The sequence below is a fragment of the Leptolyngbya sp. FACHB-321 genome (genome assembly GCF_014695975.1).
In the GTDB taxonomy this organism is placed as follows: Bacteria; Cyanobacteriota; Cyanobacteriia; order Leptolyngbyales; family Leptolyngbyaceae; genus Stenomitos.
Map to the genome: position 1 here is coordinate 329,399 of NZ_JACJPI010000083.1, position 25,292 is coordinate 354,690.

The following is a 25,292-nucleotide window of genomic DNA, read 5'->3' on the forward strand; positions in this document are numbered from 1 at the left end:
AATAGACTGAGTATACCTTGTTTTTGTATTCAAAAATTTGAATACAAAAACTGGAGTAATATATGGTTGGTCGGAATTGGCGAGTTAAACGGCAATTTTGGGGTAGATGGCAAAAGCGGTTGTCTACCCGGTATGGTCCTTGGGCGCTAGTCACAGGAGCGTCTTCAGGTATCGGTCGAGAGATGGTACTGCGGCTGGCTGAGGCAGGGATAAACCTTGTTTTAATCGCTCGGAGTCAAACTGTACTGGAGCAGATGACGGTTGCTTTGACATCTCAACACGGCATTGAGGTCCGGGTGTTTGTCCTCGACTTGTCGCTGGAGGCAGGAGTTGAAACGCTAGTGGCTGCTACTCAAGATTTGGATATTGGGTTGCTGGTGGCTGCGCCTGGTTTTGGTACATCGGGTCTGTTTCTTAACTCTCTGCTGGAACAAGAGATGGAAATGCTCAACGTCAATTGTCGATCGCTTTTGGGGTTGATCTGGCATTTTGGGCAGCGCTTTGCAATGCGTGGTCGTGGTGGCATGGTGCTGATGAGTTCGATCGTGGGGTTTCAAGGAATGCCGTTTGCTGCCCACTATGCAGCGACCAAGGCATATGTGCAGGCATTGGCTGAAGCGTTGTATGTGGAACTCGCACCGATGGGAATTGATGTCTTGGCTGCTGCTCCGGGTCCTACCCATTCGGGCTTTGCCACTCGCGCAGGTATGCAGATGGGAATGGCTCTAAAGCCCGAGGACATCGCTTTACCCATCCTTAATGCTTTAGGTCGTCGATCAATGTCATTGCCTGGAGTCTTGTCAAAACTGCTCACATACTCGTTGGTGCCTCTGCCAAGATGGGCACGGGTGCGGATCATGGGTGAGGTGATGGGCAGTATGACGAAGCATCAGCGAGGAATGATTGCAGACCTGGCGGAGGTTGAATAGCATGAGCGCTACATTGACCAAGATGCGTCACTTACCTCTAGTTTTAGGGGTGATTGCTACTTTAATTGCGGGTGGAATCGGCTATGGCGCGATCGCAAAGCGTCCCACTCCACCGTTGATCTCAGAAACTCCACCTCAAGTAAAAACGGTATCGGCGTTGGGGCGCTTGGAACCACAGGGTGAGGTCATTCAGGTGTTTGCGCCCACATCTGCGGAGGGGGCACGAGTCGAAATCATCCGTGTCACTCATGGTCAACAGATTCGCAAAGGTGATGTGATTGCGGTGCTCGATTCGTATGCGCGGCGCTTAGCAGCGTTTCAGGAAGCTCAGGAACAGGTAAGGGTCGCTCAAGCCCAGTTGAGCCAGGTGGAAGCGGGTGCGAAAGCAGGACAAATTCGGGCACAGGCGCGAGTGGTCGATCGTCAGCAGGTGGAATTACAAACTGAAACTGAGGCGCAGGCAGCGACGATCGCCCGTCTGCAAGCAGAACTGCACAATGCGGCACTGGAAGCGAGGCGGTATCAAGTGCTGTATAGCGAAGGAGCCGTTTCTGCGTCTTTGCGCGATGGGAAGCAATTAACCGCCGATACAGTGCGACAACAATTGAACGAAGCGCAAGTTAATTTGAGTCGCATTCAGCGATCGCGGCAACAGCAGGTATCTGAAGCACAGGCGACACTCGACCAGATTGCTGAAGTGCGTCCGGTCGATGTAAATGTGGCGCGATCGCAGGTGTCTGCGGCACAGGCAAGGGTTGCACGGGCAAAGGCAGAACTGGATCTCGCAACGGTGCGCTCGCCTCAGGATGGACAAGTCCTCAAAATCCATACTCGTCCTGGAGAACTTGTGGGTGAGCAAGGCATTATCAGTCTGGGTCAAACTCGGCAAATGGTGGCAGTGGCAGAAGTGTATGAGCTGGATGTCAGCCGCATTCGAGCTGGGCAGACGGCAACCGTGATCAGCAAGAACAATGCCTTTCCAGATGTGCTGCGCGGTCAGGTTGTAGAAGTGGGGCTGGAAATCAATAAACAAGATGTGTTGAACACTGATCCGGCAGCACAGTTTGATGCGCGGGTAGTGGAAGTGAAGGTGCGATTGGATGCAGCCTCTAGCCGTCGGGTTGCAGGGTTAACCAATTTGAGCGTGCAAGTATCCATTGATGTCAATTGAGGCAATGGCAGTGAAATGACTCAAAAGAAAAAACCGCTATTTCTCTCCTGGTTGCAGTTACGCAAAGAACGGGCGCGGTTATTGGTAGCGATCGCCGGTATTAGCTTTGCCAATGTGCTGATGTTTTTGCAAATGGGCTTTCGAGGTGCGTTATTTAGCAGTGCAGTAGAATTCCACCATAGCCTGAACGGTGAGCTGGTCATGATGAGTAGCCGATCGCGATCGCTGATTTCCCTCGATCGCTTTACAGAGCGCAGGCTTTATCAAGCAGCAGGTGTAGCTGGGGTTGCATCAGTCAGCCCAATTTACCTGAATACAATTCAATGGCGTAATCCTGACAACAAAGAGATTTGGGATATCTATGCCATTGGTATCAATCCAGAACATCAAGTATTGAACATTCCTGGGGTAGAAGCCAACCGCAAGCAACTGCGACAGCCCGATACTGCTCTGTTCAATCTCGGTTCTCGTCAAGAATTTGGCGCGATCGCTCAACAGTTTCAGGCAGGAAAGCTAATTGCGACTGAAATCAATGAACGCCAGGTGCAAATCCAAGGTTTGTTCAAACTTAGCCCCACATTTGGCATTAATGCCTATTTAGTTACCAGTGATGTCAACTTCTTACGCATGGCAACCTTTCGCCAAGGTGGACTCATTGATATAGGCGTGATTAAACTTCAACCTAATGCAGATATCCAGGCGGTTCTAGCAGAGATGCGATCGCGCCTGCCCAGTGATGTCAAAGTTATGACCAGAGAGGACTATGCAAAAGCAGAAGTTGCCTTTTGGAATGCTAGCACTCCCGTAGGCTACACCTTTGATTTAGGTGTAGTGATTGCCTTTATTGTCGGTGCTGTCATTGTCTATCAAATTCTCTACAGTGATGTGACCGATCACTTGCCGGAATATGCCACCCTCAAGGCGATGGGCTTTCGCGATCGCTATCTCCTCCTAGTTGTGTTTCAAGAAGCGCTGATTTTGGCGGTTATGGGATTTGTTCCGGGGACTGCGATCGCGCTTGGTATCTATCGCATTACGAATGTCGCAACTATGCTACCCATGGCAATGGATTTGGGACGAATCGTGTTTGTTTTGATCCTTACTGCCATCATGAGTTCGGTCTCTGCTGCAATGGCGGTGCGTAAGCTGCAAACCGCTGACCCTGCCGATATTTTCTAGGAGTTGAGCATGTCTAAATTGCTAGAAAGCAATGCCCTTCATACCGCTACACCTGCCATTTCCATTAGCCATCTAAATCATTACTATGGTCAAGGCTCTCTGAAAAAACAGATTTTGTTTGATGTGAATCTGCAAATCGATCGTGGCGAAATCATCATTATGACGGGACCATCAGGTTCGGGTAAAACCACATTACTGACGCTGATGGGAAGTTTACGATCCGTTCAGGAGGGCAATTTAAGTATCTTAGGACAAGCGTTACATCATGCCAGCAAAGAACAGATGACCCTGGCTCGTCGCAAGATTGGCTATATTTTTCAAGCGCACAATCTCTTAAACTTCCTGACTGCCTATCAGAATGTTGAGATGGCATTGGAACTTCAAGAAATTACTGCTGCCGAAACTGATACTCGTATTCGGTCTGTCTTAAGCGCAGTCGGTTTGGCAGATCGAATGGACTACTATCCCAGCGATTTATCAGGTGGACAGAAACAACGAGTGGCGATCGCCCGTGCCTTGGTCAGTCAGCCCAAAATCATTTTGGCAGATGAACCCACTGCTGCACTCGATAAGAAATCAGGGCGAGATGTCGTAGAAATTATGGAAAAACTCGCCAGAGAGCAAGGCTGCACCATCTTACTGGTGACTCATGACAACCGGATTTTGGATCTTGCCGATCGCATTATCTACATGGAAGATGGACGTTTGGTGAATCATGCCGCTACTGCTACCGCTCAATAGCTTTTTCAGTTCTGTGACAATAGATGGTTATAATTCAGCAGCCTAACTGGAGTTCAGCTTGGGGACGACGCGCAGTCGTGGCAAACCCAGACGGACATCGAGTAGCGTTGACACAGCTTCAATAACCTTATTGTCAAGTCCTGCGGTACAACTAGCATGTTGCAGCAGTTGATCTAGACACTCGTTTGATTGCAAGCTAAACAGCATGAAACAGGAAACACTGGCAAAGCTTCAGTCTGCAGACGACCCAGCAGAATGGGAATCACCTGTTGATTTTGACTGGCATGAGGCGATGTCTCGCGTTAGGCGACTGAAACCAGAAATTGAGCAGTTGACTGGTCGCCCCTTCGAGATCGACGAAAATGTGCAAGACGCCTCGTTCTTCACGGAATTATCACTGCACAAGCCAGGTGGAAAGCTGAATTTTATTGAGACAGTTTTAGCCATTCGGTTTTCTGCATTTGGCAATTTATTCGCTGTCTGGAACCGTTCTTCTGAGCAGTTACCACCAAGTGTGGTAGAACAAGTTATTAAGACAACTGAGCATTACGGGTTCATTTACGTCAATGCGGATGAACTGGTCAAACAATATACGGGGCAACATGAAGGCTTCAAAACTCAATCATGGTGGATTCGCTTCTTTGACTACATCTGACCAATAGCAGCATAAAGCGCTGCACTCGGTCGCCCTTAGAGGCGGGAAGGCAAAATCTACACAATAATGTACATGTCCATTAAAAAGTAATTTGCCCAGCTTAAACATTTAATGTCAAGCCTAAATTAGAGCCTGAAGTACGCCTATAAAGCACACTTCAGGCTTTTTCAGTGAGTTTTTATTCTGCGACAGAAGTTAAGCAGCTATTTGCCTTTTTTCTGAAAACCACTAAAAACAGCTTAAACTGATAAGTGCCTTTTATTCTGTCAACCGCTAAAGCCTATCAGGTTTAGCTTATGGAAAGTCTAGAAACTGCATCTGCTGCCCAAACACCCGTTGTTCCTACCGGGGTAACTGCCCTTGTAGAAGAAGATCAGCAACCCGCGCATAAGATTCTGATTGAGCTTATTGAGGATCTGGATAAGCGAAGAGAGGTGATGCGGAAAGTCGAGGCGGTCGAAGACATCATCCAAGCTTCTGATGAACTCAAGCAAGAGAGAATCCAGTTGTGGGCAGACAGGCTGGAAAAACACCCTTCAACGATAGACCGATGGGTAAGGAAGGCAATGGGACCAGATGGTCTAGCTTCGCTCGCTAGAGCTACACGCTCTGATGCAGGGCAGATTAAGGGTTGCAAGCGGTGGAAGCAATCAGTTGAGTATTGGACAGAGTTTATTCTCAAGACCTATAACGATGGCGTTAAGGCAAAATTGGGCATGACCCGCAGCCTTGTCAATAACCAATTGAAGGGGCATGCTGAACTTGATTTGGGATTGAAACAGGGTGAGTACCCCTCACACATGTTTGTTTACAACATTCTAGATCCCCTTATTGAGAAGAAGAATCGAAAAGTTCGCAACCCAGGGCAGGGACCTGGAATCATCATCAAGGTTACGACTGGCAAAAAAGATGGTGAGTGGGTTGAGGAAGATATTGAGGTTATTCGTAGCAACCAGGTTTGGCAAATCGACCATACGCGACTAGACAATCTACTTACAGATGAAAGCGGGGGTCTTGCTGGATCTGTGTGGATCACTGCGGTGATCGATTCCTGGTCAGGCTGTGTGATGGGCCACTATCTTAGCTTTGGTTCTGCCGGCTCGCATGAAGTCGCCTTAGCCCTTCGCCACGCCATCTTGCAAAAGCACTGCGAACCGGAGTATCAACTCCAACATGAGTGGGAGGTTTGTGGTTTACCTGAATACATTGTTACTGACCGGGCGAAGGAGTTCAGATCGGCACACCTGAAGCACATTGCATCAGATTTGAACATCAAACTGCGTCTGCGTCTCTACACGGAACAAGGTGGTATCGTAGAGCGATTATTTCTGGCAATAAAAACCGAATTCTCAGCACTGGTGTTGGGGTTCAAGGGTGGCAGTCTCAAAGAGCGCCCAGAGCATCCTGAGAAGTATGCCTGCGTTGTCTACGAAGACTATGCTAGGTGGCTAGTGCGGTATCTTGTGGATCATCACAATCAGCACTCATACCCAAGGGTTGCGAACCAAACACGCTTGATGCGATGGTGGGCAGGTTTGCCGGATCTCAAGCCTAGAATGCCTGCCAGTGAGCGAGAACTTGACTTTTGCTTAATGAAAACCCTGCAACGGAACGTCGAGGAACGGGGATGTATCAATTTTAAGAATCTTGTTTACACAGCGAGTTTAAGTCGAGATGAGGACGGACATTGGCGTTACGACAAAGCGGTAAACTTTCTTAAAAACTACGAAGGGAAGAAAGAGAAGAAAGTCATAATCCGGTATAACCCAACCAATATCATTTACATTCTTGTTTACACACTCGAAGAAAATGGTCAGCCATCTAAGTTCTTAGGCACAATTAGGGCAAGAGATTTGGAGGAGGAGCGTCTATCTTTGAAGGAATGGGAAGACCGCAAAAGGAAAATGCGCGAAGAAGGCAAGGCGATCGACCAAACGTCCATTCTCGCCCAACAACGCGACTTATTCAATACTTCAATTGAGCAAGCCAAAACACTTAGGCAGCGGGGCAAGACGGAAAATAACCGGCTTACTAAACAATCTGAACATTCGGACAAGGTATTGCAGTTATTTCCTCCAGAGGCTCCCCCCTCAGAGGTTGAACCAGAAAGTAAAGATGTTAGAGGCATAACCGAACCACTCACATCAGAGGCTTTGTACGAACTACTTCCGGCAGAAGATTTGCAATCCACACAAGAAACTCCTAAAATCCAGATACAACCTGCACTCTACGTTGTTTCTGATTGGAATGAGTTTGTTGAAGAGGGATGGTAGCCCAAGATGAGCCAGTCGAACTTGGCAGTTCAGCCACTTGAGGAAGAATCTCATTACTCCAAAGTTCAATCTGGAGCGGCACAATCTGACGCAAACCCATCAACTCCTAAAGCTCTAAAGTTAGGGGCACAAAAGGAGCGATCGCTTGAACAACAAGCAGAGGTTGAGCGGATTAGTCAAATTGACCTATACGTTCAGCTAGAGAGAGATGAGAACTTGTTCACTGCATTAAACCAGTGGCGGGAAACTGGCATTTGTGGTTGTGTAACTGCAATGGATCGCTTGGGTTTAGCTAAGTCTTTAATATTTTATACACAGAGCCATATCAGACGACGTGGTGGTTTGTTGATGACTCCTGCACCCCTTGCTTACATCGAAATTGAACAAAATGGCAGCCCGACAGACTTGTTCCTTTTGATTCTAGAGTTTCTGGTTAATCCTCTCGATTGCGGTTATTTGCGGCAGCTTCGCTCTCGCACATGGGGAACGCTCAAGTCGTGTGGAGTTAAACTCTTGATTGTTAACAACGCAGACTTACTATCTTTTAACGCTTTTAATGAGCTTGTACGAATCACCGAAAAACTGAAAATCTCTATCGTTTTAGCAGGTTCTCCCTACCTCAATGATGTCATTGATCCGAGACTTGACAAGAAGAAAAAATATATCACTATTTACAATACCTTCCTAAAACAGCACCCTTACGTCAGACTTAGTAAAGAAAATATAGCCACAGTTATAGCTGAGTGGGAAAAAAAGTTGGGTTGGACAAAGCCGCTGAATTTGTTGGAGAACAAGGGGATTATCAATACGTTGGAGGCTAGCTCTCAAGGACAGCTTCGAGTGCTCTATGAAAACCTCCGAGAGGTTACGATTTGGAAAATTGATCACCCTAAAGCACAGATCAATCCCCAGAATATTTCTAAGGCTTTGGGCATCTGCCAACAACCAATATTGAAACTTTAGGATGCTAAGGATAGGCTTCAATATTGTTGTCTGAGATAGACAACTTTTTCTTGCGTAGGGTTTTGGATAGAGTCATAGATGCAAAAAGACGAAAGCCATCAGTCACTTCTGCACCTTCGCCCATGGGATGATGAAAGCATCAGTCATTATCTTGGACGTTGGTATCGTCAAGAGGTGGTTAGTACCGATTCTCATAGCCTGGGAAAAGGATTGAGGTTGGGTAAAATTCTGTGGCGATGGGAAAACTTCTACTTCAACCCGCCTCCAACTTCTCAAGAATTGCAGAAGTTAGACACATTTACGGGACTGGGAATAGAAAGGCTACTGCTGCTGTTTCCACCTGAGCATGAGCCTATTAAGCCTAGACCAGTCCGAATCTGTGCAGCTTGCTACACTGAGGCTCCTTACCATCGCATGAGTTGGCAGTATCAATCCACAGAAGGGTGCGAGCATCATCGGCTTCGCCTTCTCCCAAAATGTCCAGAACCTAAATGTGGAGAGCCTTTTCCTCTCCCTAGCCAATTGACAGTTTTGCAGTGCAAAAAATGCGGGATGCCATACAAGACAATGGCAAAGAAGCAAAAGCCTTATTAGTTGGAATAAGGCAACAAACAAGGCTTCCTTTCAGCCAACTCGCCTGAATAACTTTTTACCTAGAGAACAAATTTTCTGGACACCCAAATTTTTTGGGGTTAGGGTGAAGCCAAGACAGGAGTGAATAGACACCTTTCCTCCCTTGACTCTTTTGAAGACCGGATGGGTACGCTGTAAAGGGATGAAGTTCGTCTGCTAGAAGCGATCGTCTCAGGGGACAAGCGCATCGCTATGCCGGAATCAGACTTAGAGAGAATTAACTGTGCTGCCATCCATCTTTACGACCTGCATTCCCAGAGACGAAATTCAAGCGGGCGAATTATCACTCGACCTGTTTGCTGCCAAACTCCGACTGGTGGTTGAGGGGAAAGCCCCGCAGGTTTATCAAGACCCCAAAACCTTTTTTGCCAACACCTTTCCAACCGATGGTTTGAAAACGTTAGTTTCAGAGGTCTTCGGTCGTCTAGTTGGCGTGTCAAGCGGCTCACCCATCATTCGGCTAGAAACCAGCTTCGGTGGTGGTAAAACTCACGACGAAATCGCTTTGTGGCACATTGCGAAGCAGGGACGGCAGATTGAAGGACTGGAGCGCTTTGCGGACCTGGCACTAATTCCGGATCGCCCCATTCAGGTCGCCGCGATCGCCTGTCAAGATCTCGACCCGATCAATGGTGTCTATCATCCAGAATCGGGTATCACGACTTATACGTTGTGGGGCGAGATTGCTTACCAGATTGGCAACGTCGAGGGCTACAGCCTACTGCGAGGATCAGACGAGAAGCGTGTCAGTCCCGGTACAGTGGTGCTGGAGCGCTTAACCAAAGGGCAACCGACACTGATTGTGCTGGATGAGATTGCGCGGCATTTACGAGCGGCAAAAGCGACCACCGTAGGCAATAGCGACTTGGCAGGGCAAGTGGTGGCGTTTCTGTTTTCCTTAATGGACTTGGCAGCCAGTAGCAGCAACCTGGTCTTTGTCTATACGCTCGCTGCTTCCACCGATACTTTTGGCGAAGAAACGACAGAGATTCGCGAAGCGATGCAGTCGTCGGCACGGCAGGAACGGGTGTTAAGCCCCAGTACGGACGTTGAGATCTACAACATCGTCAAGCAACGACTGTTTAGCAGTGTGAGTGAGCAGGCAGCGGCGAACGCTGCCAGAGAGTACCTGCATACCTATAAAGCCAGCCGCACCGCTTTACCGGAGGGTTGCAAAGAGGCGCGGTACGCTCAAACGGTGCAAGCCAGCTATCCCTTTCATCCCGAACTCTTCACGCTACTGACGAAAAAGCTTGCCTCCATTCCTAACTTTCAACGTACCAGAGGCGCTTTACGGCTATTAGCCAGAGTCATCCGGCAGCTTTGGCGGGAGCCAACGACCTGGCTACCCATGATTCACCCGCACCATCTGCCGATTGGGGTGGATGGCGAAGTGACGAGCGATCTAACCTCCCGGCTAGAGCGACCCCTGATGCGCTTGCCGATTCAAGCTGACCTTTACAACCTGGATGGTCGGGAAGCCCATGCTCAATTGCAAGACCAGGAGTGGTTAGCCGCCGGAAAGCCGCCCTTCGCCACCTGGGTGGGACGCACGATCTTCCTTCATTCCATTAATCAGGGCATTACGGCTGGCATTCGGCGACCCGAATTAAATCTGTCGCTCTTAACGCCAGGGCTAGAAAGCGGTTTCGTAGACACAGCCTTAGATCGGCTCAGTACCGTCGCCTGGTATTTGGACAATGACCCGGTCACGTCGATCGCTCGCTTCAAGGAAGAACCCTCAATCAACAAAATTGTGGCGGAAGAGAAGGAGCAAATCGGACGCGGTGAAGCAAAAGATGATTTGCGCTCGCGCCGGGACACGATTTTTGCTGACAAATTCTTCAAGCTGATTCCGGCTCCAGAGAGTCCGGGGGATGTGGATGATGTGGCGGACACTGTGGCGCTGTGTCTCATCGACTTTGATGAAGCAACCGTCAAGTCTTCCACGGACGATCCGCCTGGGGTTGTAGAGCGCCTCTTCAACAACACAGGTGAATCTGGCAAGTTTCGCACCTTTCGGAACCGCCTACTGTTTCTGGTAGCGAATCGACAAGAATTGGAACGCGCGATCGACAATGCCAGAGAGTATCGCGCGGTCAAGAATATCCTCAACTCCCCCAATCGACTGGAAGACCTGTCGGAGAGCCAGCAGAAGCAACTGAAGGACAAAGCGGGCAGCATGGATCTGAACGTGCGGGTATCGCTCACCAATGCTTACCGTCACCTGTTCTATCCGTCGAGTGATCCCGTGAAGGCGGCAAAGGGGCTGATGCACTATCCCCTTCCTGCTCAAGATTCAGGCGATGTGAAAGGCAAGAATAACCAGCAAGATGTGATTCTGAAAGCGCTGAAGGACTGCCAGAAGATCCGTCCCGAAGAGGCTCTGCCCTTTGCTCCTGCCTATGTGTTGCAAAGGGTTTGGGCGGCTGGACTCGATCACTGGACAACCAAGGCACTCCGAGAAGCGTTTGCCAAAGACCTGGGACTCAATCTGCTTCTAGACGCAGAAATCTCGAAGCTGCGGGATACCATTCGGCAAGGTTTGCAATCTGGGCTGTGGGATCTGAAGGTTGGCGAACGCCTTTTTATCAAGACGGCTGAAGGGCTGCCTGCGCTGCCAGAGACGATCGAGTTTTCTGACCGCATGGTGCTTTACCGTCATGGCATTCTGGAGCTACCGAAACCGAGGGAGGTAGAATTAAATGCCCAGGTGATGCCCAGTACGGAGGCTACGAAACCTGTGCGGGTACGTTGGCGAGCACAAGGGGCATTAACAGTCAGCTTGTATCAGGACGGTGATCTGTTAGGACAGGCGTACCGCCCCTCTGATGAATATGAGGGTGCGATCGCTCAAACGACGGTTTTTCGAGTGGTGGCAGACTACGGCAATAGTGAGACAGCACAAGCCGAAACCACGGCTAAAGTCCTGGTCTATAGCCCTGGTGGCACCAGTGGTGGTAGCCCTATGGTCGGCAATGGCACGACGCTGTTTGCTGTGAAGCCGGAGCAGTTTGACCTGGAAGGCACACCCAATAGTGTGTTTAGTGGGTTGAGCGATCGCGCCCTCGATCATAAGGTGAAAGGCATTACCGTTTTAACACTCTCGGTAAGCCAGGTCATGGATTATCGGAAACTCAGCACAGCCCTACCCTTGCTGGCAAAATTCCCCCTCCAGATTGACCAGACGGTAACGCTGCAAACTGGGGATCAGTTTGTGCGGTTGGAGTATCAGGGACCAGTGCGGGGGTTTCAAAGCTTCTTGAATCCAACCATTGCTTTATTGAGTAGCCCTGATGTGCAGGCGAATGTGATGCTGAAACTGGTAGTTGAGTTTGCCTCACCTGTGGAGCCAGAGGGGCAGGAAATGGGAGCGATCGCTCAAGCGCTAGGGCGGAACCCAGTCGATCGCCTAAACTTGACAGCACGAGTAACATATTAGGTCTGTAGGGCAACCGCCCTGTCCTTGTCTGTCGTGTTTCCCCGTCTTATGCAGGAATTTCAGCTTCGCGTTGTCCCTACTGACAATAACAACTTCGCCCTAGAGTTGTATCAGTGTGCCTATAAGAAGGCAGGCGAAAAGAAGCGTCCAGCAGCAAAGCGGATTGGGCGGCTGAAGGGACAGGCATTAGTGCAGGCGCGACAGGCGCTTTATGAGTGCTTGAAGGCAAATGGGTATGACCCAAAGACGTTGAGCCAGTCCCGGCAGTCTCCCTATGTACTAAGTGAAGAGTCAGGGGTGAATCTGGCACTGCTGTTTCAGACCTTGCAGCCGCTCTCGAAGCCCGATCGTATTGCCAATATTGCCTCAGGGGTAAGGGCAATGAGTAATGAGGAATCGCATTACTGGTTTGCGAAGGTGTCGAATGGCAAACGGAGTCAGGCGTTAAGAGCCATTCGGGTTTTGCTGGGAGATTGAAGCGAGAGACTTTAATGTTTATAGAAGGATTTGGTATTGCAGGGTATAGAAGCTTTGGCAATGAACTTCAGAGAATTGGACCGCTCGAAAAATTAAATTTGATAGTAGGGCAAAACAACTCCGGCAAATCGAATATTCTTCTATTCCTTGCTCGGCATTATCAAGTGGCGCAACAAGCGATCACTTCGACTGCTTTTAACACACCTAATTGGGCTATTGCTGCTCTAGATTACCCGCTCAAAAACAATACAGGCAAGTTAACTATTGAATTTGGCTTAAAACTTAGCTCTGCTATTTATACAAAAACTGTCTTAGAAAAGTATGGTCGTCAGATCAAATCAAGGGGGGAATATGGCGAACGTTTAGTCGAGCGTATTCTTCAGTCAAAGACTTTATCAAAAGGAACGCCCTTAGCTTGGTTTAGATATGAAGGAATTTGGGGGGAGAAAATAGAGTTTTCATTAAATCAAACTAACGATTTACTACAGGAGAATGTGCTTTCAGATGAGGAATGGATGCACACTTGGGAAATGTTAGCCTTAACCAACGAGCAATTCTATCATCATCGTAGTATACCAATTACAGAAGAAGTTAGAAAGAAAAGGATACTTGAAGCACTAATCTTGTTAAGCCCAGCACAATTTCAAACGCCAAATGTTGTGCTGATTCCCGCAATTAGAAAAGTTGGGGATTCAAGTTCAATAGTAGAACAAGATCATAGTGGAAATGGTCTAATCAATAGACTGGCGGAGCTACAAAATCCAGGATTTGACCAACAGCATCTAAAGGAACAGTTTGAACAGATTAACAACTTCTTACGCACTGTTACGGATAACCCTACTGCTACTTTAGAAATTCCATATGATCGAAGTATGATTTTGGTTCACATGGATGCTAAGACTTTACCTTTAGCCTCACTTGGTACAGGAATTCATGAAGTCGTAATTTTAGCAGCAGCGGCAACAGTTATTCAGGGACAAATTCTTTGCATCGAAGAACCAGAACTTCATCTCCATCCTCTGTTACAAAAGAAACTTTTACGATATTTAAGTGTCAATACAAACAATCAATACTTCATAACGACCCATTCTGCTCATCTACTTGATACTCCTGGCGTAAGTATTTTTCATGTTCGACATCAACATGGACAGTCTACAGTTGAACCTGTTTTTACATCAGTAGGCAAAGCCTTAATATGTGCAGATTTAGGTTATCGAGCTTCTGATTTACTTCAGGCAAATTGTGTGATTTGGGTAGAAGGACCATCAGATCGAATTTATCTCAGACATTGGATACAAGCTAGCAATTCCTCGTTAATTGAAGGCGTACATTATTCAATCATGTTCTACGGGGGTAGGCTGCTTAGGCACTTAACCGCGTTAGATCCTGAAATTGAAGAATTTATCTCTCTACGGAGACTGAATCGTTATATTTCTATTTTAATTGACAGCGATCGCGCTAGTTCACATAGCCCAATTAACGCCACAAAACGAAGAATCAGAGACGAGTTTAACCAAGGACCTGGATTTGCATGGATTACCAAAGGTCGGGAAATTGAAAATTACATTGCACCAGAAGTGCTTGAGCGTGCCGTTAAGAGCATTTACCCGGAGGCTGCCAGTATGGTTGACACGCAACTATATGCTCATTGTTTATTTTTTAAGACGGTAAAGGGTGTCGTAAAAGATAGGGTAGATAAAGTCAAGGTCGCCCACGAAGTAGTGAAATATAAACCAACACTTGATGTTCTGGATCTGCAAAAGATGATTGCTAACTTAGTCAGTTTTATACATGAGGCTAACGGAGTTTGATCGCTATTCACTTAGATGCTTAAATTTTGCAAATGCCTGAAAGAGTAGTACCGTAGAGCCTAATATTTGAGCAACCAATATAGTTTCCCCTCATTAAAGTAGACCTATGCATAGAAAACTGTGAACTGTAGTCAGAATCCATAGTTTATTAGTTGTGACGATTGCAGGCAGCTACCGTCTGTTAAAACAAACTTCGCCACTGGTTTATTTCAACAAAATGACGTATAGGCTGCCTGCGATCGCCTAACCTAAGCTCTAGGGCATGAGGGCGTTGGTATAGAGTAACTGGGCTGTCTCTTCTTGTACAACCGAGTTTTTCCAGTAGTTGGTGTGGGCATCGCCAGGATTATCGCCTGTATCTACTTGAAACTCTTGAATGGCGCGAGCGTGATTGTAAAGCCTGCGAGTGCCAAAGCCAAGTAGATCGTCAACATCGTAGAAGATGTTCCAGCAAACCCGATTCGGATCGGTGATGCCAATATCGGTAGCATCCAGTAACTTTTCGTTAGCGAAAGTGTCTACAACCTTTTGGCTTCTCATAAGCAGAATCGGCAGTTGTGATGCAGTACTGGTGAGTGAACCTAAGCGCAACTCGCCTTTTTTGGCTTTCTCTCGCCAGCGCTCAAAATCTGTTTTGTCCGTTTTGGTAGCAGCTTGATCAAGGAAGCCTGGTCTGTAATCAGGGTCTCTGTTAAACAGCCCAAAGAGGAAATCGTGAGTGAGCGTAACGCCGAGGCTTTGCCCCCATAGGTGCAGCCGCACATCGGGTTCATCAAGATAGGGGTGCAGTTGACTGAGCACTTGATGATAGACCCGTTTGCGAACACGTTCTTCGCCATCAGCAGATGCGTAATAAATCACGTCACCCAGTCCGCGTGTAACGATAGTTTCTCGGAGTCCGACAACAATATTGCGGAGAATGAGCAATGTGGGAGCATCATAGGTGATGCCTCCATAGCGGCTGCCAAGCAACTTTAGGACATAATTGTTCTCGTCAGGGACTTTACGCAGCACTTCGTGGGCAATTTGCTTGTTGACGAAATTTTGGGCGCGGGTCAACCGCTGATCATCGTATAGCTCATCAACGGACGGTTCTGGAGCGGCAGGCAGTTCATGCAGCCACTCAACACCAATAAAGGGAAAGGTATACTCTTTGCCATCAGAGGCTGTCTGGGTAAAGTTCTCGAACAAGCTAGCCAATTTTGGTTGCTTGGCTGTCAGCTTGTTCCAAAACTCTTCATAGATAACGATTTTGCGATCGTCAAACAGTTTTCCCAGGATGCCTTGTGGCGGTTCCGGTGTGATTAAGGGGTCACGCGGCTGCTCATCGGGAACCATGCCATGAACTAAAACCAGAATATTAATCGGGGGCATCGCTATCTCCTTGATAAAGGCTTGTAACAGGCTACACAAGCGAACTAACTTTTCAGGAAACGGATACAGAAGTTTATTTCCTACAAGGCGAATATTGCTGCTAGTCATCTCTGGCGGGACACTGCCTACAAAAAAGGGCAAACTGACAGAGAGCTTTTTATTTCAGCGTCCTTGCCCCATGCCTGACCCTAAACCCGATCGCAAGTCCGTCTTCATCGAGAAAATTATGCCTGTGACGCTGCTGAACGAGCAGGTGTATTACGAGCATGGCGGCAATCCTTTCAAAGGCTTGCATCGGTGGTACTCGCGTAAGCCGTTGTCGTTTAGTCGGGCAAGTGTGTTGGGTTCGCTGCTGCCTGCGGATGTGACGATGGAGGAGTTTGAGTGGCTGCTGGGGCTGAATCGGCGGGGAAAGGACGGGTTGCAGGACAAGACGACGAAGCTGTATAAAACGACTCCTTCGCCAGAGCGCATCAAGCGAGTGCAGGAGTTATGTGAGCAGATATGGGGCACGAAAACGCCAACGGTGTTGGATGCCTTTGCGGGTGGGGGCAGCATTCCGTTTGAGGCGGCGCGGTATGGGTTGAATGTGCTGGCTTCGGATCTGAACCCGGTGGCAGTGGTGACGATGAAGGCGGCGATCGAGTATCCGCTGAAGTTTGGGGCAGATCTTCAGGTGGAAATTGATAAGTGGGTGAAGTGGGTGGGGGATGAGGCGGAGAAGCGGCTCGCCCTATTTTTTCCATCTTCATATGGAGAAGACATTCAAAATTATTTCTGGGTGCATACAGTTGTCTGCCCAAATTGTGAATCTACAGTTCCTTTAAACCCTAATTGGTGGTTGAGCAGAACTACTAACTACGTTGGTAGAGGTCAAGCGAGGGTAGCCACCAGTAACTGGTATGCAGTAAAACCGATTCCTAGTCCTGATGAGAAACAAGTAAATTTTGGCTTGATCCGAGGTAGAAAAGGTAGCAGTAGCACAATTCAAACTGACGAAGGGGAGTTTGAGCCTGATAACCTAGCGACTCTTAGTAGAGGTGTGGGTAGATGTCCTAATTGCAATGGAGTTATTGAAGATGAATACATTAAATCATTTGCTCAAAACTCTGGTTTAGGACATCAACTGTATGCTGTTTCATACAGGACAGGAAAAAATCCTTTAGAGTTTCGAGTACCTGAGAAAATTGACATCGAAGGTATCAAGAAAGCAGAAAATTTTTTATCGAAAAACAGAGGGGAGTGGGAATTAAACAATTTGATACCTACTCAAGAAATTCCATCAAATACTCATAGAGGTCCAGATATGTACCTTTATGGAGTTTATAAATGGATGGATTTGTTTAATCCAAGACAACTCTTAACGCTTGTGACGTATAGAGAAATCATTGATGAAGCTAAAGAGAGGTTACGTGAAAAATACTCTGTAGAAAAATTAGAGGCAATAGTAGTCTACTTATCATTAGTGTTTGACCGATGTGCTGATACAAACTGTAGATTGGCACACTGGGATTCATCAAGAGCTGGCTCTAAACGAGGCTCTGCTCAACATGCTTTAAACCTTATGTGGAATTATCCAGAGGTGAATGGAGCAGGTGACTTATGGAAATGGTGTGCAGATGCGTTTGCTTCAGAGTATCGAAGCTTATGCGACTTGCTCAGCAGCAATTTTAATTCACAAGCAATTCCAGGACTTTTAGGTATTGAGCAAAAAACAGTTCAAATTCAGGCTGCATCTGCTGATAGTTTGTATCACCTACCTGATAAATCATTACTTACTGTAGTGACTGATCCACCTTACTATGATGCGATTCGCTATGGTGAAATTTCAGATTTCTTCTATGTATGGCTTAGAGCTAACTTATTAGATATCCTTCCAGATTTATTCTTTAATGAATTAACAGATAAGGATAATGAAGCAATCGCTAATCCTGGGCGCTTTCGTGGAATGGGAGAATCTCCCGATGTATTGGCTAGAAGGGACTACGAAGCAAAAATGGCTCTCGCCTTTGCTGAATACTATCGAGTCCTGCGCGACGATGGCGTGATGACTGTCCAGTTCAACCACAAAGACTCCGGTGCATGGGATGTTCTCGCCAAATCCCTCATTGATGCCGGGTTTGAAATCACTGCATCCTGGGCAGTCAGCACCGAAAACCCGCAAAACCTGCACCAGGCACAGAAAAACTCCGTCTCCAGCACTGTCCTCCTCGTCTGCCGCAAACGCGACCCTAAAGCTGGACAAGCCTGGTGGGATGACCTCCGCCCCGATGTCGCCAACCTCGTCGAACAACGCGCCCCCGAGTTTGAAGCCAACGACATCACCGGAATCGACCTCTACCTGAGTGCCTTTGGTCCCGCCCTCAACGTCTTCTCCCGCAACTACCCAATCCTCGACTCCTCCGGCAACCCAGTTCGCCCCGAAGAAGCCTTTGCCGAAGCCAGGAGAGCGATCGCCAACTACCGCTTCCGCAAACTTGCCCAAACCGACACTGCTGGATTCGACCCTCTCACTACCTGGTACATGCTTGCCTGGGATGCCTTCCGTGCCCGCGAATTTCCCTACGATGATGCTCGTCAGTTAGCATTAGCGATCGGAGGCTTCAACGTCGCTGAGCTAGGCAAAACCCATAAATTACTGGAGATTAAAAGCGGCACCTGCAAATTCCTATCTCCCGATCAACGCTTCAAGAAACGGGCGTTTGCTGTCACTCCCAATGAATTTTCTGCCCGTTACCTGGTAGATGGGCTACACGCCATCATCGCTCTTTACTTGGAAGAAGGCACGATCGAACCCGTCCGCCGTTTCCTCAAAGCCACCGGGTTACTGAGCAACGATTTGTTTATGCGATCGTGGGAAGTTGCCCTCAAAGTCATCCCCCGCATCGGCGACGAACGCAAACGCATCCCTGAAGAAAAAGCTCTTGCTGACCTGTGGTTGGCAATGGACGAGATCAAGGCAAAGGTTGTCTACATTCAGCCCGAACTAAATGTAGGAGATGAACAGCAAAGCTTAGATTTTGATACTTCTGTCGAATAGGTTCGGTGAATAGTATCTATGTAGAAAAGGAGAAAACAAGATGAAGGCGAACTGGACAACTTTTGAGGCAATAATCGAAAAATACAAGATAAAACCTAGCTCAATATTATCTCTTATACTCACAATCCTAGGTATATCTTATCTACTAGCTATTTTGTTTGGGACTTTTGAAAAAGATAGATTTGGTACAGCGGAAGTGGCTATTTTTGCCGCAATCTTACTCCTAAACTCAAATTTAATTGAGAGACTAGCTGAGTTTCAATTTAGTAAAGATGGTTTAACTCTTAAACTTAAAGAAGTTCAAGCAAAACAAGGGGAAATTGAAAATAGAGTTGAAGAAATCGTTGGTTTTCTTGCTAAAAACTTTTTGGATGCTAATGAACATAAACAGTTAATTCGTTTCACGAAAAAAGGGGATTTTGATTATACAGAAAAGAACAAACGTCAAACTTTCCAAAACGAGTTGCGACGCTTGCGAGATTTAGGACTAATAGAGAGTGTTTCTGGAGGATACTTTAGTGTTGGCAATTTACCTGACCAGCATCACAATTTGAAAGAACTAGTTAGGATCACGCCTACTGGGCTAAAGTATTTGGAATACATAGGACAGACTTCTAAAGATAGCATTCAAGATGATGGCGAAAATCCTACAAAATAAATAATAATCAACGCTCCTTCTACCTTTTAACAAAGTTCGGCGCTTTTCATCAAATCTTCTTACGGTGCTTGCCGCTCTTTACCAAGAGGTTGGGAACCTTAGGTAAAGCTATGAATGGACATTGTTAAGTTAGCAGGGATAGCGTCAATGGATACAAGCCAACTTCAGATAGCAATTGAACAATTTTTGAATTTTATTCAGAGCCAGGGACCTATAGTAATGCATGCCTTTGTCGCTCTCCTGATCGCAATCAAAACAGGTGCTGCTTCAATTGGCGCAATTGCCACGTTAATTTCCCATTATCCTGTCTTAACTCAAGTTATCAACAAACTGATTGTCCTCATTAACTCAGGTGCAAGCATTCCTGAAATTGCAGCGGCGATCGCCGAGTTTGCGACTTCAGTAGGTGCATCAGCAGATCTATTACTCAAGCTGCTTTATACGATTGGTGGTGCTCTAATGCTTTTCTAAACCCAAAGTGGAGGTACTTAGAGAAGTCAGGTAATACTTGTATCATTTCACAGGAACTATGAGAGTGCTCCGCGATCGCTCCTGGAAAATCAACTACTCCAGCGACGAAAACAATCCTGTTGCTGATTTCTATGTTCCTGCGTTAGAACGAGCGATTCAGTACGATCGCAAAGCAGGTTTCTTCAACAGCACGATTCTCAGCAAGGTCGCGCGTGGGCTGGGCGCAATGCTGCAAAAGCAGGGACGAATGCGGTTAATCATGGGTTGCCAGTTCAGCCCCGAAGACTTACAGGCGATCAAGCAAGGGTATGAATTGCGAGACGCACTGGCTCAACGGCTCGATACCGATCTCCAACCACCCAAAAACTTTGCCCAACTCAAACACTTTGAGATCCTCAGTTGGCTGATCCAGAACCAACACCTGGATATTCGGATCGCCGTGCCCCTCAAGACTAACGGCTTGCCAGAAGAGAGCGAGCGCCAACTAGACCACCACCGCATTTTTCATGAGAAGGTTGGCATTATCACCGATGCCAATGGTGATCAGCTTGCCTTCAGTGGTTCCAATAACGAGTCGATCGGGGGCTGGGAAGCTAACCTCGAATCTTTTCACGTCTATTTTTCCTGGGATGGTGGACGGGATTTAGAGCGGGTGCAGTTGGAAGGCGATCGCTTCAACAAACTCTGGGCTGACCAGATGCCGAACGTGCGCGTCTTTGAAGTGCCAGAAGCAGTTCGTAAGAAACTCTTACGCTACGCGCCCTCAACACAACCCAGATGGAACCAGCAAGCGGAGTTTGATACTCGTCCCCTACCGAACGATGAACCCCTACCGGACGCAGCACCAGAAGCAACACTTGAGCCAGAACGACAAACACCGACTTACACTCAAGCGGACTGGGAACGCGAGTATCCTGCCTTCGTTAAACTTGCCAATCTGCATCAAGACCCAGGTTGCCTGGACTTTACGGTTAAGTCGATTCCCCTTCAGCCCTGGGCACACCAACTCAAAATTCTGCACCGTGTTGCTCAAGAGTTTCCCCGTAGCTACCTAATTGCTGACGAGGTCGGTCTGGGCAAGACGATCGAGACAGGTTTAGTGCTGCGCTACTTGATTCTGTCTAAGAAGGTCAAGCGCGTTCTAATTTTGGCTCCCGCAAGCGTCCAGCCCCAGTGGCAGGAAGAACTGCGCGAGAAATTCAATTTGCACTTCTGGAGCTACCTTCAGGGCGAACTCCGCGATCCCTACAAGCAAACCGTTCCCCTGGCTGCCAATCCCTGGAATACTCAAAATCTGATGCTTGCCTCTAGCCATCTCGTCCGCCGCAAGGAGCGAATGCAGGAATTGCTGGAGGCAGAACCCTGGGATTTAGTTGTGCTCGATGAAGCGCACCATGCCCGTCGCAAGAGTCCTCAGGAGCGGAAGGATACTCCGAATCGCCTGCTGGAACTCATGCGGCAACTACGAGCAAAGACCACCGCGCTGTTGCTGTTGTCTGCCACACCCATGCAGATCGATACGATCGAGGTCTTCGACTTACTCAGCTTGCTGGGACTAGAGGGGCACTGGCAGTATGGCGACAATTTTTGTGCCTACTTCGCGACCCTGGCAGCGAAACCAGACCGCTTCAGCCTGGACTTTTGGCAGCAGATGTCAACTGACTATTTCAAGCTTGGTGGTCAAGCCTGCCCGCGTCTGCAACAGCATTTGGAGCTGCAAGACCGTCTCCTCACCTACAAACTGCGAGACCTCTGGCACCGAGGGGATAAGATTGTTAATTCCCGCCCACTGTTGGAAGATGAGGCGTTTATCGCGGCTTCTCGCCAATACCTGACGGTCAATACACCACTCAAAGACCGGATGTTCCGCCACACTCGCGATACGCTGCGGCAGTATTATCGGCGCGGCTTGTTGGCGCACGACATCCCAACGCGGCAAGTACAGGACAATGCGATCGTCCTGGAAGCACTCAGAGAAGCGGCGCTCTATCGTGCGGTCAGTGACTACGTGCGGCACTTCTACCGACTGGCACAAAAGGAAAACCGCAAAGCTTTAGGCTTCCTGATGACGCTCTACCGCAAGCGCCTGACCAGTTCCTTCTATGCAGTGCAACAATCCTTACAACGCCGTTTAGACGCACTGCTCACCCAACACGGCAATGGACTTACTGCTGATGACCTGGCGGAACTGGATGACGCGGAGGATGTGGTGATCGAGGGGCTGGAGTCTTACCTGGAACCCATTGATCCAAAGGAGATTCAGTACCTTGAAGACTTGCTCTGGCAGTTCGACAACACGGGGGAAGATACCAAGTGTGCCCAGTTCATTAGCACACTGCGCCAAGAGTTGAACGAGCGGGAAAGCGCGATCGTCTTCACCCAATACACCGACACAATGGACTATTTGCGGGATTTCCTTAGTGCCAGCTTTGGTAGCCTGGTTGCCTGCTACTCCGGTCGGGGCGGCGAACTGTACCGGGGCGGGGAGTGGTGTACGGTGCCCAAGGAAGACATCAAGAGCCGCTTCCGCGAGGGTGAGCTTAAACTTCTTCTCTGCACCGAGTCCGCTAGCGAAGGCTTGAACCTGCAAATCTGTGGCGTCCTGTTCAACTACGATCTGCCCTGGAACCCGATGCGCGTCGAGCAACGGATTGGACGGATTGACCGGATTGGGCAACGCTACTCCACCGTGAGAATTCACAATTTCTACTACGACGGCACGGTCGAGGCAAAGGTCTACAAGAAACTGCGCGATCGCATCAATGCCTTCGCTACTGTGGTCGGTAATCTTCAACCCATCCTGGCAAAAGTGCCGACTTTCATTGAACGAGCCGTGATGAGTGCTGATCCAGAAGAGGAAAATGTCCTGCTTTCTGAATTTGACCAGGCTTTAGAGACACCACCCCTCCGTCCTGCCCTGGATGAGATGGTGGCAATGGATGTGGAATCAGACTTGGCTGAACTGCGTAAGCCGATCGCCCCTGCACCCGTTTCAGCAGAGGACTTAGAACAGCTCTTTACCACCACCAAACTCTTGCAGGCTGTTGGAGCCACTTTTGAGCAGGAAGGTAATGGCATCTGGAAGTTGACTCATCGATCGCAGGTTTACCGCATTACGTTTAGCCCAGCCGTCTTTGATGAGCAGCCCTCCTTACGGTTCATGACGTTTGGCGAACCGCTCTTTGAGTCGTTGCTGCTGGCAGTCTCAACTTCTACTGCCTTGTAAATGGAGGGATTAAGGCATAGGGATGGCTGTGTTGATAAATTAGTTCTGTAATGACTGATCGATCGCATCCAGTTCGTCATCCAGAGCGGCTAGCTTGACTTCCTCATCCTGAATTTGCTTCTGCAACTGGAACTTGACGGCTTCGCCTGTCTCGATCGCAAAGCTTTTCCGTAGATGCCCTAGTTTCTCACTACGAATGTTTCGTTCGTCCTCCAGGGCTTGCTGACGTTGCTTTAAGCGGCGTTTTTGAGCAGGCATTAATTTCGGAGTGGCTGGTTGAGTTGTGATGGTTTGAGGCGGTTGAACTGCTGGTTCAGGTGTTCCTGGAATCAGGACAGGGACTGACACTTGTTGCTCAGTGACATTCCCTGGGAAGCTTAATTTCTGTGCTGGCTGCATCGGTTTTGCCTGTCGTTGCGGTTCAGCGTCCTGTTCATCCTCAACTCTTAAGGGTGCTAGCACTCGCGCTGCAATGGCTGCAATGTCTGCATCTCGCAACCCTAATTGCTGTTGGTATTTGCTTAATGCCGTTTCATTCGCAACGCTAAAAGGGTACTCAATTTGCACTGCTTCAGTTAACGCCTGTTCGTACTCGTATAGCTTGCGCTCACATTGGCGATATGGCTCCAATACTGCGTCTTCAATTGCTTGGGCTTCCTCAACCGAAATGTTCCACTCAGCACGTTTACCTTCCAGTACCTTCTGAGCAAAAAATAAGAGTTTGCCTTGTCCTGCTTCCGCAGACGTTTGCACTTCCTTGCGATACTTTAGCTTCGGGTCATCCTGCCGCGATCGCGACAGGACAATTTTATACCCCTCCTCCACCGGGTAAAACTTGGGGGTCATTGCAGGTGCTGCTTCCTTGACCCGGCTAGCAGCATACTCATGCAGTTCTTCCACCGCAATCCAACCATCGCCATCCACGTCGGCGGCTCCTGTCTCCATCCCTTCGACTAAATGACGGGTGTAAATTGATAACCCTGCGTCATCATGCCCTGTTGCTGCGCCAAACGAATACTCGGTAGAGGTGGAAGAGGTCAGAATTGCCCGCCCCTTGCCGCCTAGATACTCTTTCAAGTTGACGGTGCCATCATTCTTGACCGTCATCCCTTGCGCGATCGCGCCACTAAAGCAGCAATCCAGAATGATCACCTGTCGCTGTGATCGACTTTCGTTGATATTCTCATGCAGAGACGCAGTGGCTACGGCTGATGGTTTGACCAATCTGCCGTTAGTGTCCTTGCGGGTTACACGGGTCGCCAGGTAAAGCCTGCCATTCTCATCTTTAATGCCATGACCAGAAAAGTAAAACAACAGCAGATCATCCTTTTTACGATCGCTGAAGAGCCGATAGATCTCGTCCTCCATCTCCTGCCGCTGTGGGTTTTTCAGTACTGTGATGTCTGCCTCGGCAAAACCTCCCAGTTCTGGATCTGCCAAGACTCGTTGCATAGCATCCACATCCTTCACCGCTCCAGGTAAGGGATTTAGTCCGGGTTCGTACTCGCTGACACCAACCAGCAACGCGACCTTTACCATTTCAGTGCCCTATGTTGCTGCAAATTTCTGTGCTGCTGCGATCGCCGCTTCCAATTCTTCTCGACTGCTAGCTTTTACCTTGAGCTTCTTGCCGTTTGCTTCGACTTCCAGTTCGATCGTTTTATTGCCCAAGCGATCGCCCAGAAATCCCATCACCTTTTGGGCATTCTCTTTATTCACCTGAGCCGTCAGCAGTCCTACCAAAATTGCGCCCACTGCTTTGTTCCCTTCCGGTGGGTTCGGATCGAGAACCCGATCGACCTCTACTTCATCCATCTGCTGCAATTCAGCCATGAACCGTTGCGCCTGCTCTTCCCGTTCTTCTGCGTCGAGGTCAGGATCGTTGAAGGCGATCGTCAGCTTAACGTTTGAGGTGTCTGTCATGAAAATCCTATGGTTGAGGAAAGATCTGAAGTATTTATTCCTCTTTATAACAGCTAAAAACTCTACATCCGTTAAAAGCAAGAAAGACTAAAAAGACGAGAGTGCCGTGATCGTCCGTGTTGCCTCAACAGTGGCTCACTGCATATCCAGCACAAAGTTGCCACCTACACAAAAGAACCGCGCCTGAATGACGACTGAGTAGCCTGCTTCTTCTAAAACCCGGTCAATCCACTCGGCCCAGGTGCGATCGCTGGCTGTATAGCTAATGAAGAAGTCTTTCATAACTAATGTTTGTTGAGGTATAAGGTCAAGCGTTTAAGTCTTGT

General features: G+C 48.3%; 19 protein-coding genes. 15 read left to right on the forward strand and 4 right to left on the reverse strand.

Annotation, left to right across the window (positions count from 1 at the left end; all coding sequences use genetic code 11):
- Positions 1-62: 62 nt before the first annotated feature.
- The 11 genes from H6F76_RS26815 to H6F76_RS26865 all read left to right on the forward strand — a co-directional run bounded on the left by H6F76_RS26815 (position 63) and on the right by H6F76_RS26865 (position 14,274).
- Positions 63-929 carry an SDR family NAD(P)-dependent oxidoreductase gene (locus H6F76_RS26815; protein ID WP_190512878.1) on the forward strand — a complete coding sequence of 289 codons (867 nt, stop codon included), beginning with the start codon at positions 63-65 and terminating at the stop codon, positions 927-929.
- A gap of 1 nt (position 930) precedes the next feature.
- On the forward strand, positions 931-2,100 hold the full coding sequence (locus H6F76_RS26820; protein WP_190512879.1) for an ABC exporter membrane fusion protein: 1,170 nt from the start codon (positions 931-933) through the stop codon (positions 2,098-2,100).
- A gap of 15 nt (positions 2,101-2,115) precedes the next feature.
- Entirely contained in the window at positions 2,116-3,279 is a 1,164-nt protein-coding gene (gene devC / locus H6F76_RS26825; protein ID WP_190512881.1) for an ABC transporter permease DevC, read from the forward strand.
- Positions 3,280-3,288: 9 nt separating this feature from the next.
- Positions 3,289-4,020 carry a DevA family ABC transporter ATP-binding protein gene (locus H6F76_RS26830; RefSeq protein ID WP_190512883.1) on the forward strand — a complete coding sequence of 244 codons (732 nt, stop codon included), beginning with the start codon at positions 3,289-3,291 and terminating at the stop codon, positions 4,018-4,020.
- A gap of 205 nt (positions 4,021-4,225) precedes the next feature.
- A complete protein-coding gene (locus tag H6F76_RS26835; protein WP_190512885.1) occupies positions 4,226-4,675 on the forward strand; it encodes a hypothetical protein in 450 nt (149 codons plus the stop codon).
- Positions 4,676-4,971: 296 nt separating this feature from the next.
- On the forward strand, positions 4,972-6,948 hold the full coding sequence (locus H6F76_RS26840) for a Mu transposase C-terminal domain-containing protein (protein WP_190512886.1): 1,977 nt from the start codon (positions 4,972-4,974) through the stop codon (positions 6,946-6,948).
- Positions 6,949-6,969: 21 nt separating this feature from the next.
- Complete coding sequence (locus H6F76_RS26845; protein WP_199322500.1) at positions 6,970-7,911, forward strand: ATP-binding protein; 942 nt, start codon at positions 6,970-6,972, stop codon at positions 7,909-7,911.
- A gap of 78 nt (positions 7,912-7,989) precedes the next feature.
- Positions 7,990-8,505, forward strand: a complete 516-nt coding sequence (locus H6F76_RS31635) for a TniQ family protein (RefSeq protein ID WP_190512890.1) — start codon at positions 7,990-7,992, stop codon at positions 8,503-8,505.
- Positions 8,506-8,767: 262 nt separating this feature from the next.
- Positions 8,768-11,986, forward strand: a complete 3,219-nt coding sequence (locus H6F76_RS26855; RefSeq protein ID WP_190512891.1) for a DUF499 domain-containing protein — start codon at positions 8,768-8,770, stop codon at positions 11,984-11,986.
- Positions 11,987-12,034: 48 nt separating this feature from the next.
- Positions 12,035-12,463 (forward strand): hypothetical protein, encoded by a 429-nt coding sequence (locus H6F76_RS26860; RefSeq protein WP_190512976.1) that lies wholly within the window; start codon positions 12,035-12,037, stop codon positions 12,461-12,463.
- A gap of 14 nt (positions 12,464-12,477) precedes the next feature.
- Positions 12,478-14,274, forward strand: coding sequence for an ATP-binding protein (locus H6F76_RS26865; RefSeq protein ID WP_190512893.1), 1,797 nt, complete (start codon positions 12,478-12,480; stop codon positions 14,272-14,274).
- Between the two features lie 255 nt (positions 14,275-14,529).
- Here H6F76_RS26865 and H6F76_RS26870 read toward each other — a convergent pair whose 3' ends face one another.
- A complete protein-coding gene (locus H6F76_RS26870; protein ID WP_190512895.1) occupies positions 14,530-15,648 on the reverse strand; it encodes a hypothetical protein in 1,119 nt (372 codons plus the stop codon).
- A gap of 178 nt (positions 15,649-15,826) precedes the next feature.
- Between H6F76_RS26870 and H6F76_RS26875 the strand changes: the two genes are divergently transcribed.
- The 4 genes from H6F76_RS26875 to H6F76_RS26890 all read left to right on the forward strand — a co-directional run bounded on the left by H6F76_RS26875 (position 15,827) and on the right by H6F76_RS26890 (position 23,043).
- The gene (locus H6F76_RS26875; protein ID WP_190512897.1) at positions 15,827-18,688 is read left to right on the forward strand and encodes a DUF1156 domain-containing protein; all 2,862 of its coding nucleotides are present in this window, start codon (positions 15,827-15,829) and stop codon (positions 18,686-18,688) included.
- A gap of 40 nt (positions 18,689-18,728) precedes the next feature.
- Positions 18,729-19,346, forward strand: coding sequence for a hypothetical protein (locus H6F76_RS26880; RefSeq protein WP_190512899.1), 618 nt, complete (start codon positions 18,729-18,731; stop codon positions 19,344-19,346).
- Between the two features lie 114 nt (positions 19,347-19,460).
- A complete protein-coding gene (locus H6F76_RS26885; protein ID WP_190512901.1) occupies positions 19,461-19,817 on the forward strand; it encodes a hypothetical protein in 357 nt (118 codons plus the stop codon).
- Positions 19,818-19,875: 58 nt separating this feature from the next.
- Entirely contained in the window at positions 19,876-23,043 is a 3,168-nt protein-coding gene (locus H6F76_RS26890; RefSeq protein WP_190512904.1) for an SNF2-related protein, read from the forward strand.
- A gap of 39 nt (positions 23,044-23,082) precedes the next feature.
- On the opposite strand, the gene H6F76_RS26895 is transcribed toward H6F76_RS26890, so the two are convergent.
- The 3 genes from H6F76_RS26895 to H6F76_RS26905 all read right to left on the reverse strand — a co-directional run bounded on the left by H6F76_RS26895 (position 23,083) and on the right by H6F76_RS26905 (position 25,248).
- Complete coding sequence (locus H6F76_RS26895) at positions 23,083-24,582, reverse strand: caspase family protein (RefSeq protein WP_190512906.1); 1,500 nt, start codon at positions 24,580-24,582, stop codon at positions 23,083-23,085.
- 9 nt (positions 24,583-24,591) lie between these two features.
- On the reverse strand, positions 24,592-24,966 hold the full coding sequence (locus tag H6F76_RS26900; protein WP_190512908.1) for a hypothetical protein: 375 nt from the start codon (positions 24,964-24,966) through the stop codon (positions 24,592-24,594).
- Between the two features lie 135 nt (positions 24,967-25,101).
- On the reverse strand, positions 25,102-25,248 hold the full coding sequence (locus tag H6F76_RS26905; RefSeq protein WP_190512909.1) for a toll/interleukin-1 receptor domain-containing protein: 147 nt from the start codon (positions 25,246-25,248) through the stop codon (positions 25,102-25,104).
- Positions 25,249-25,292: the final 44 nt, after the last annotated feature.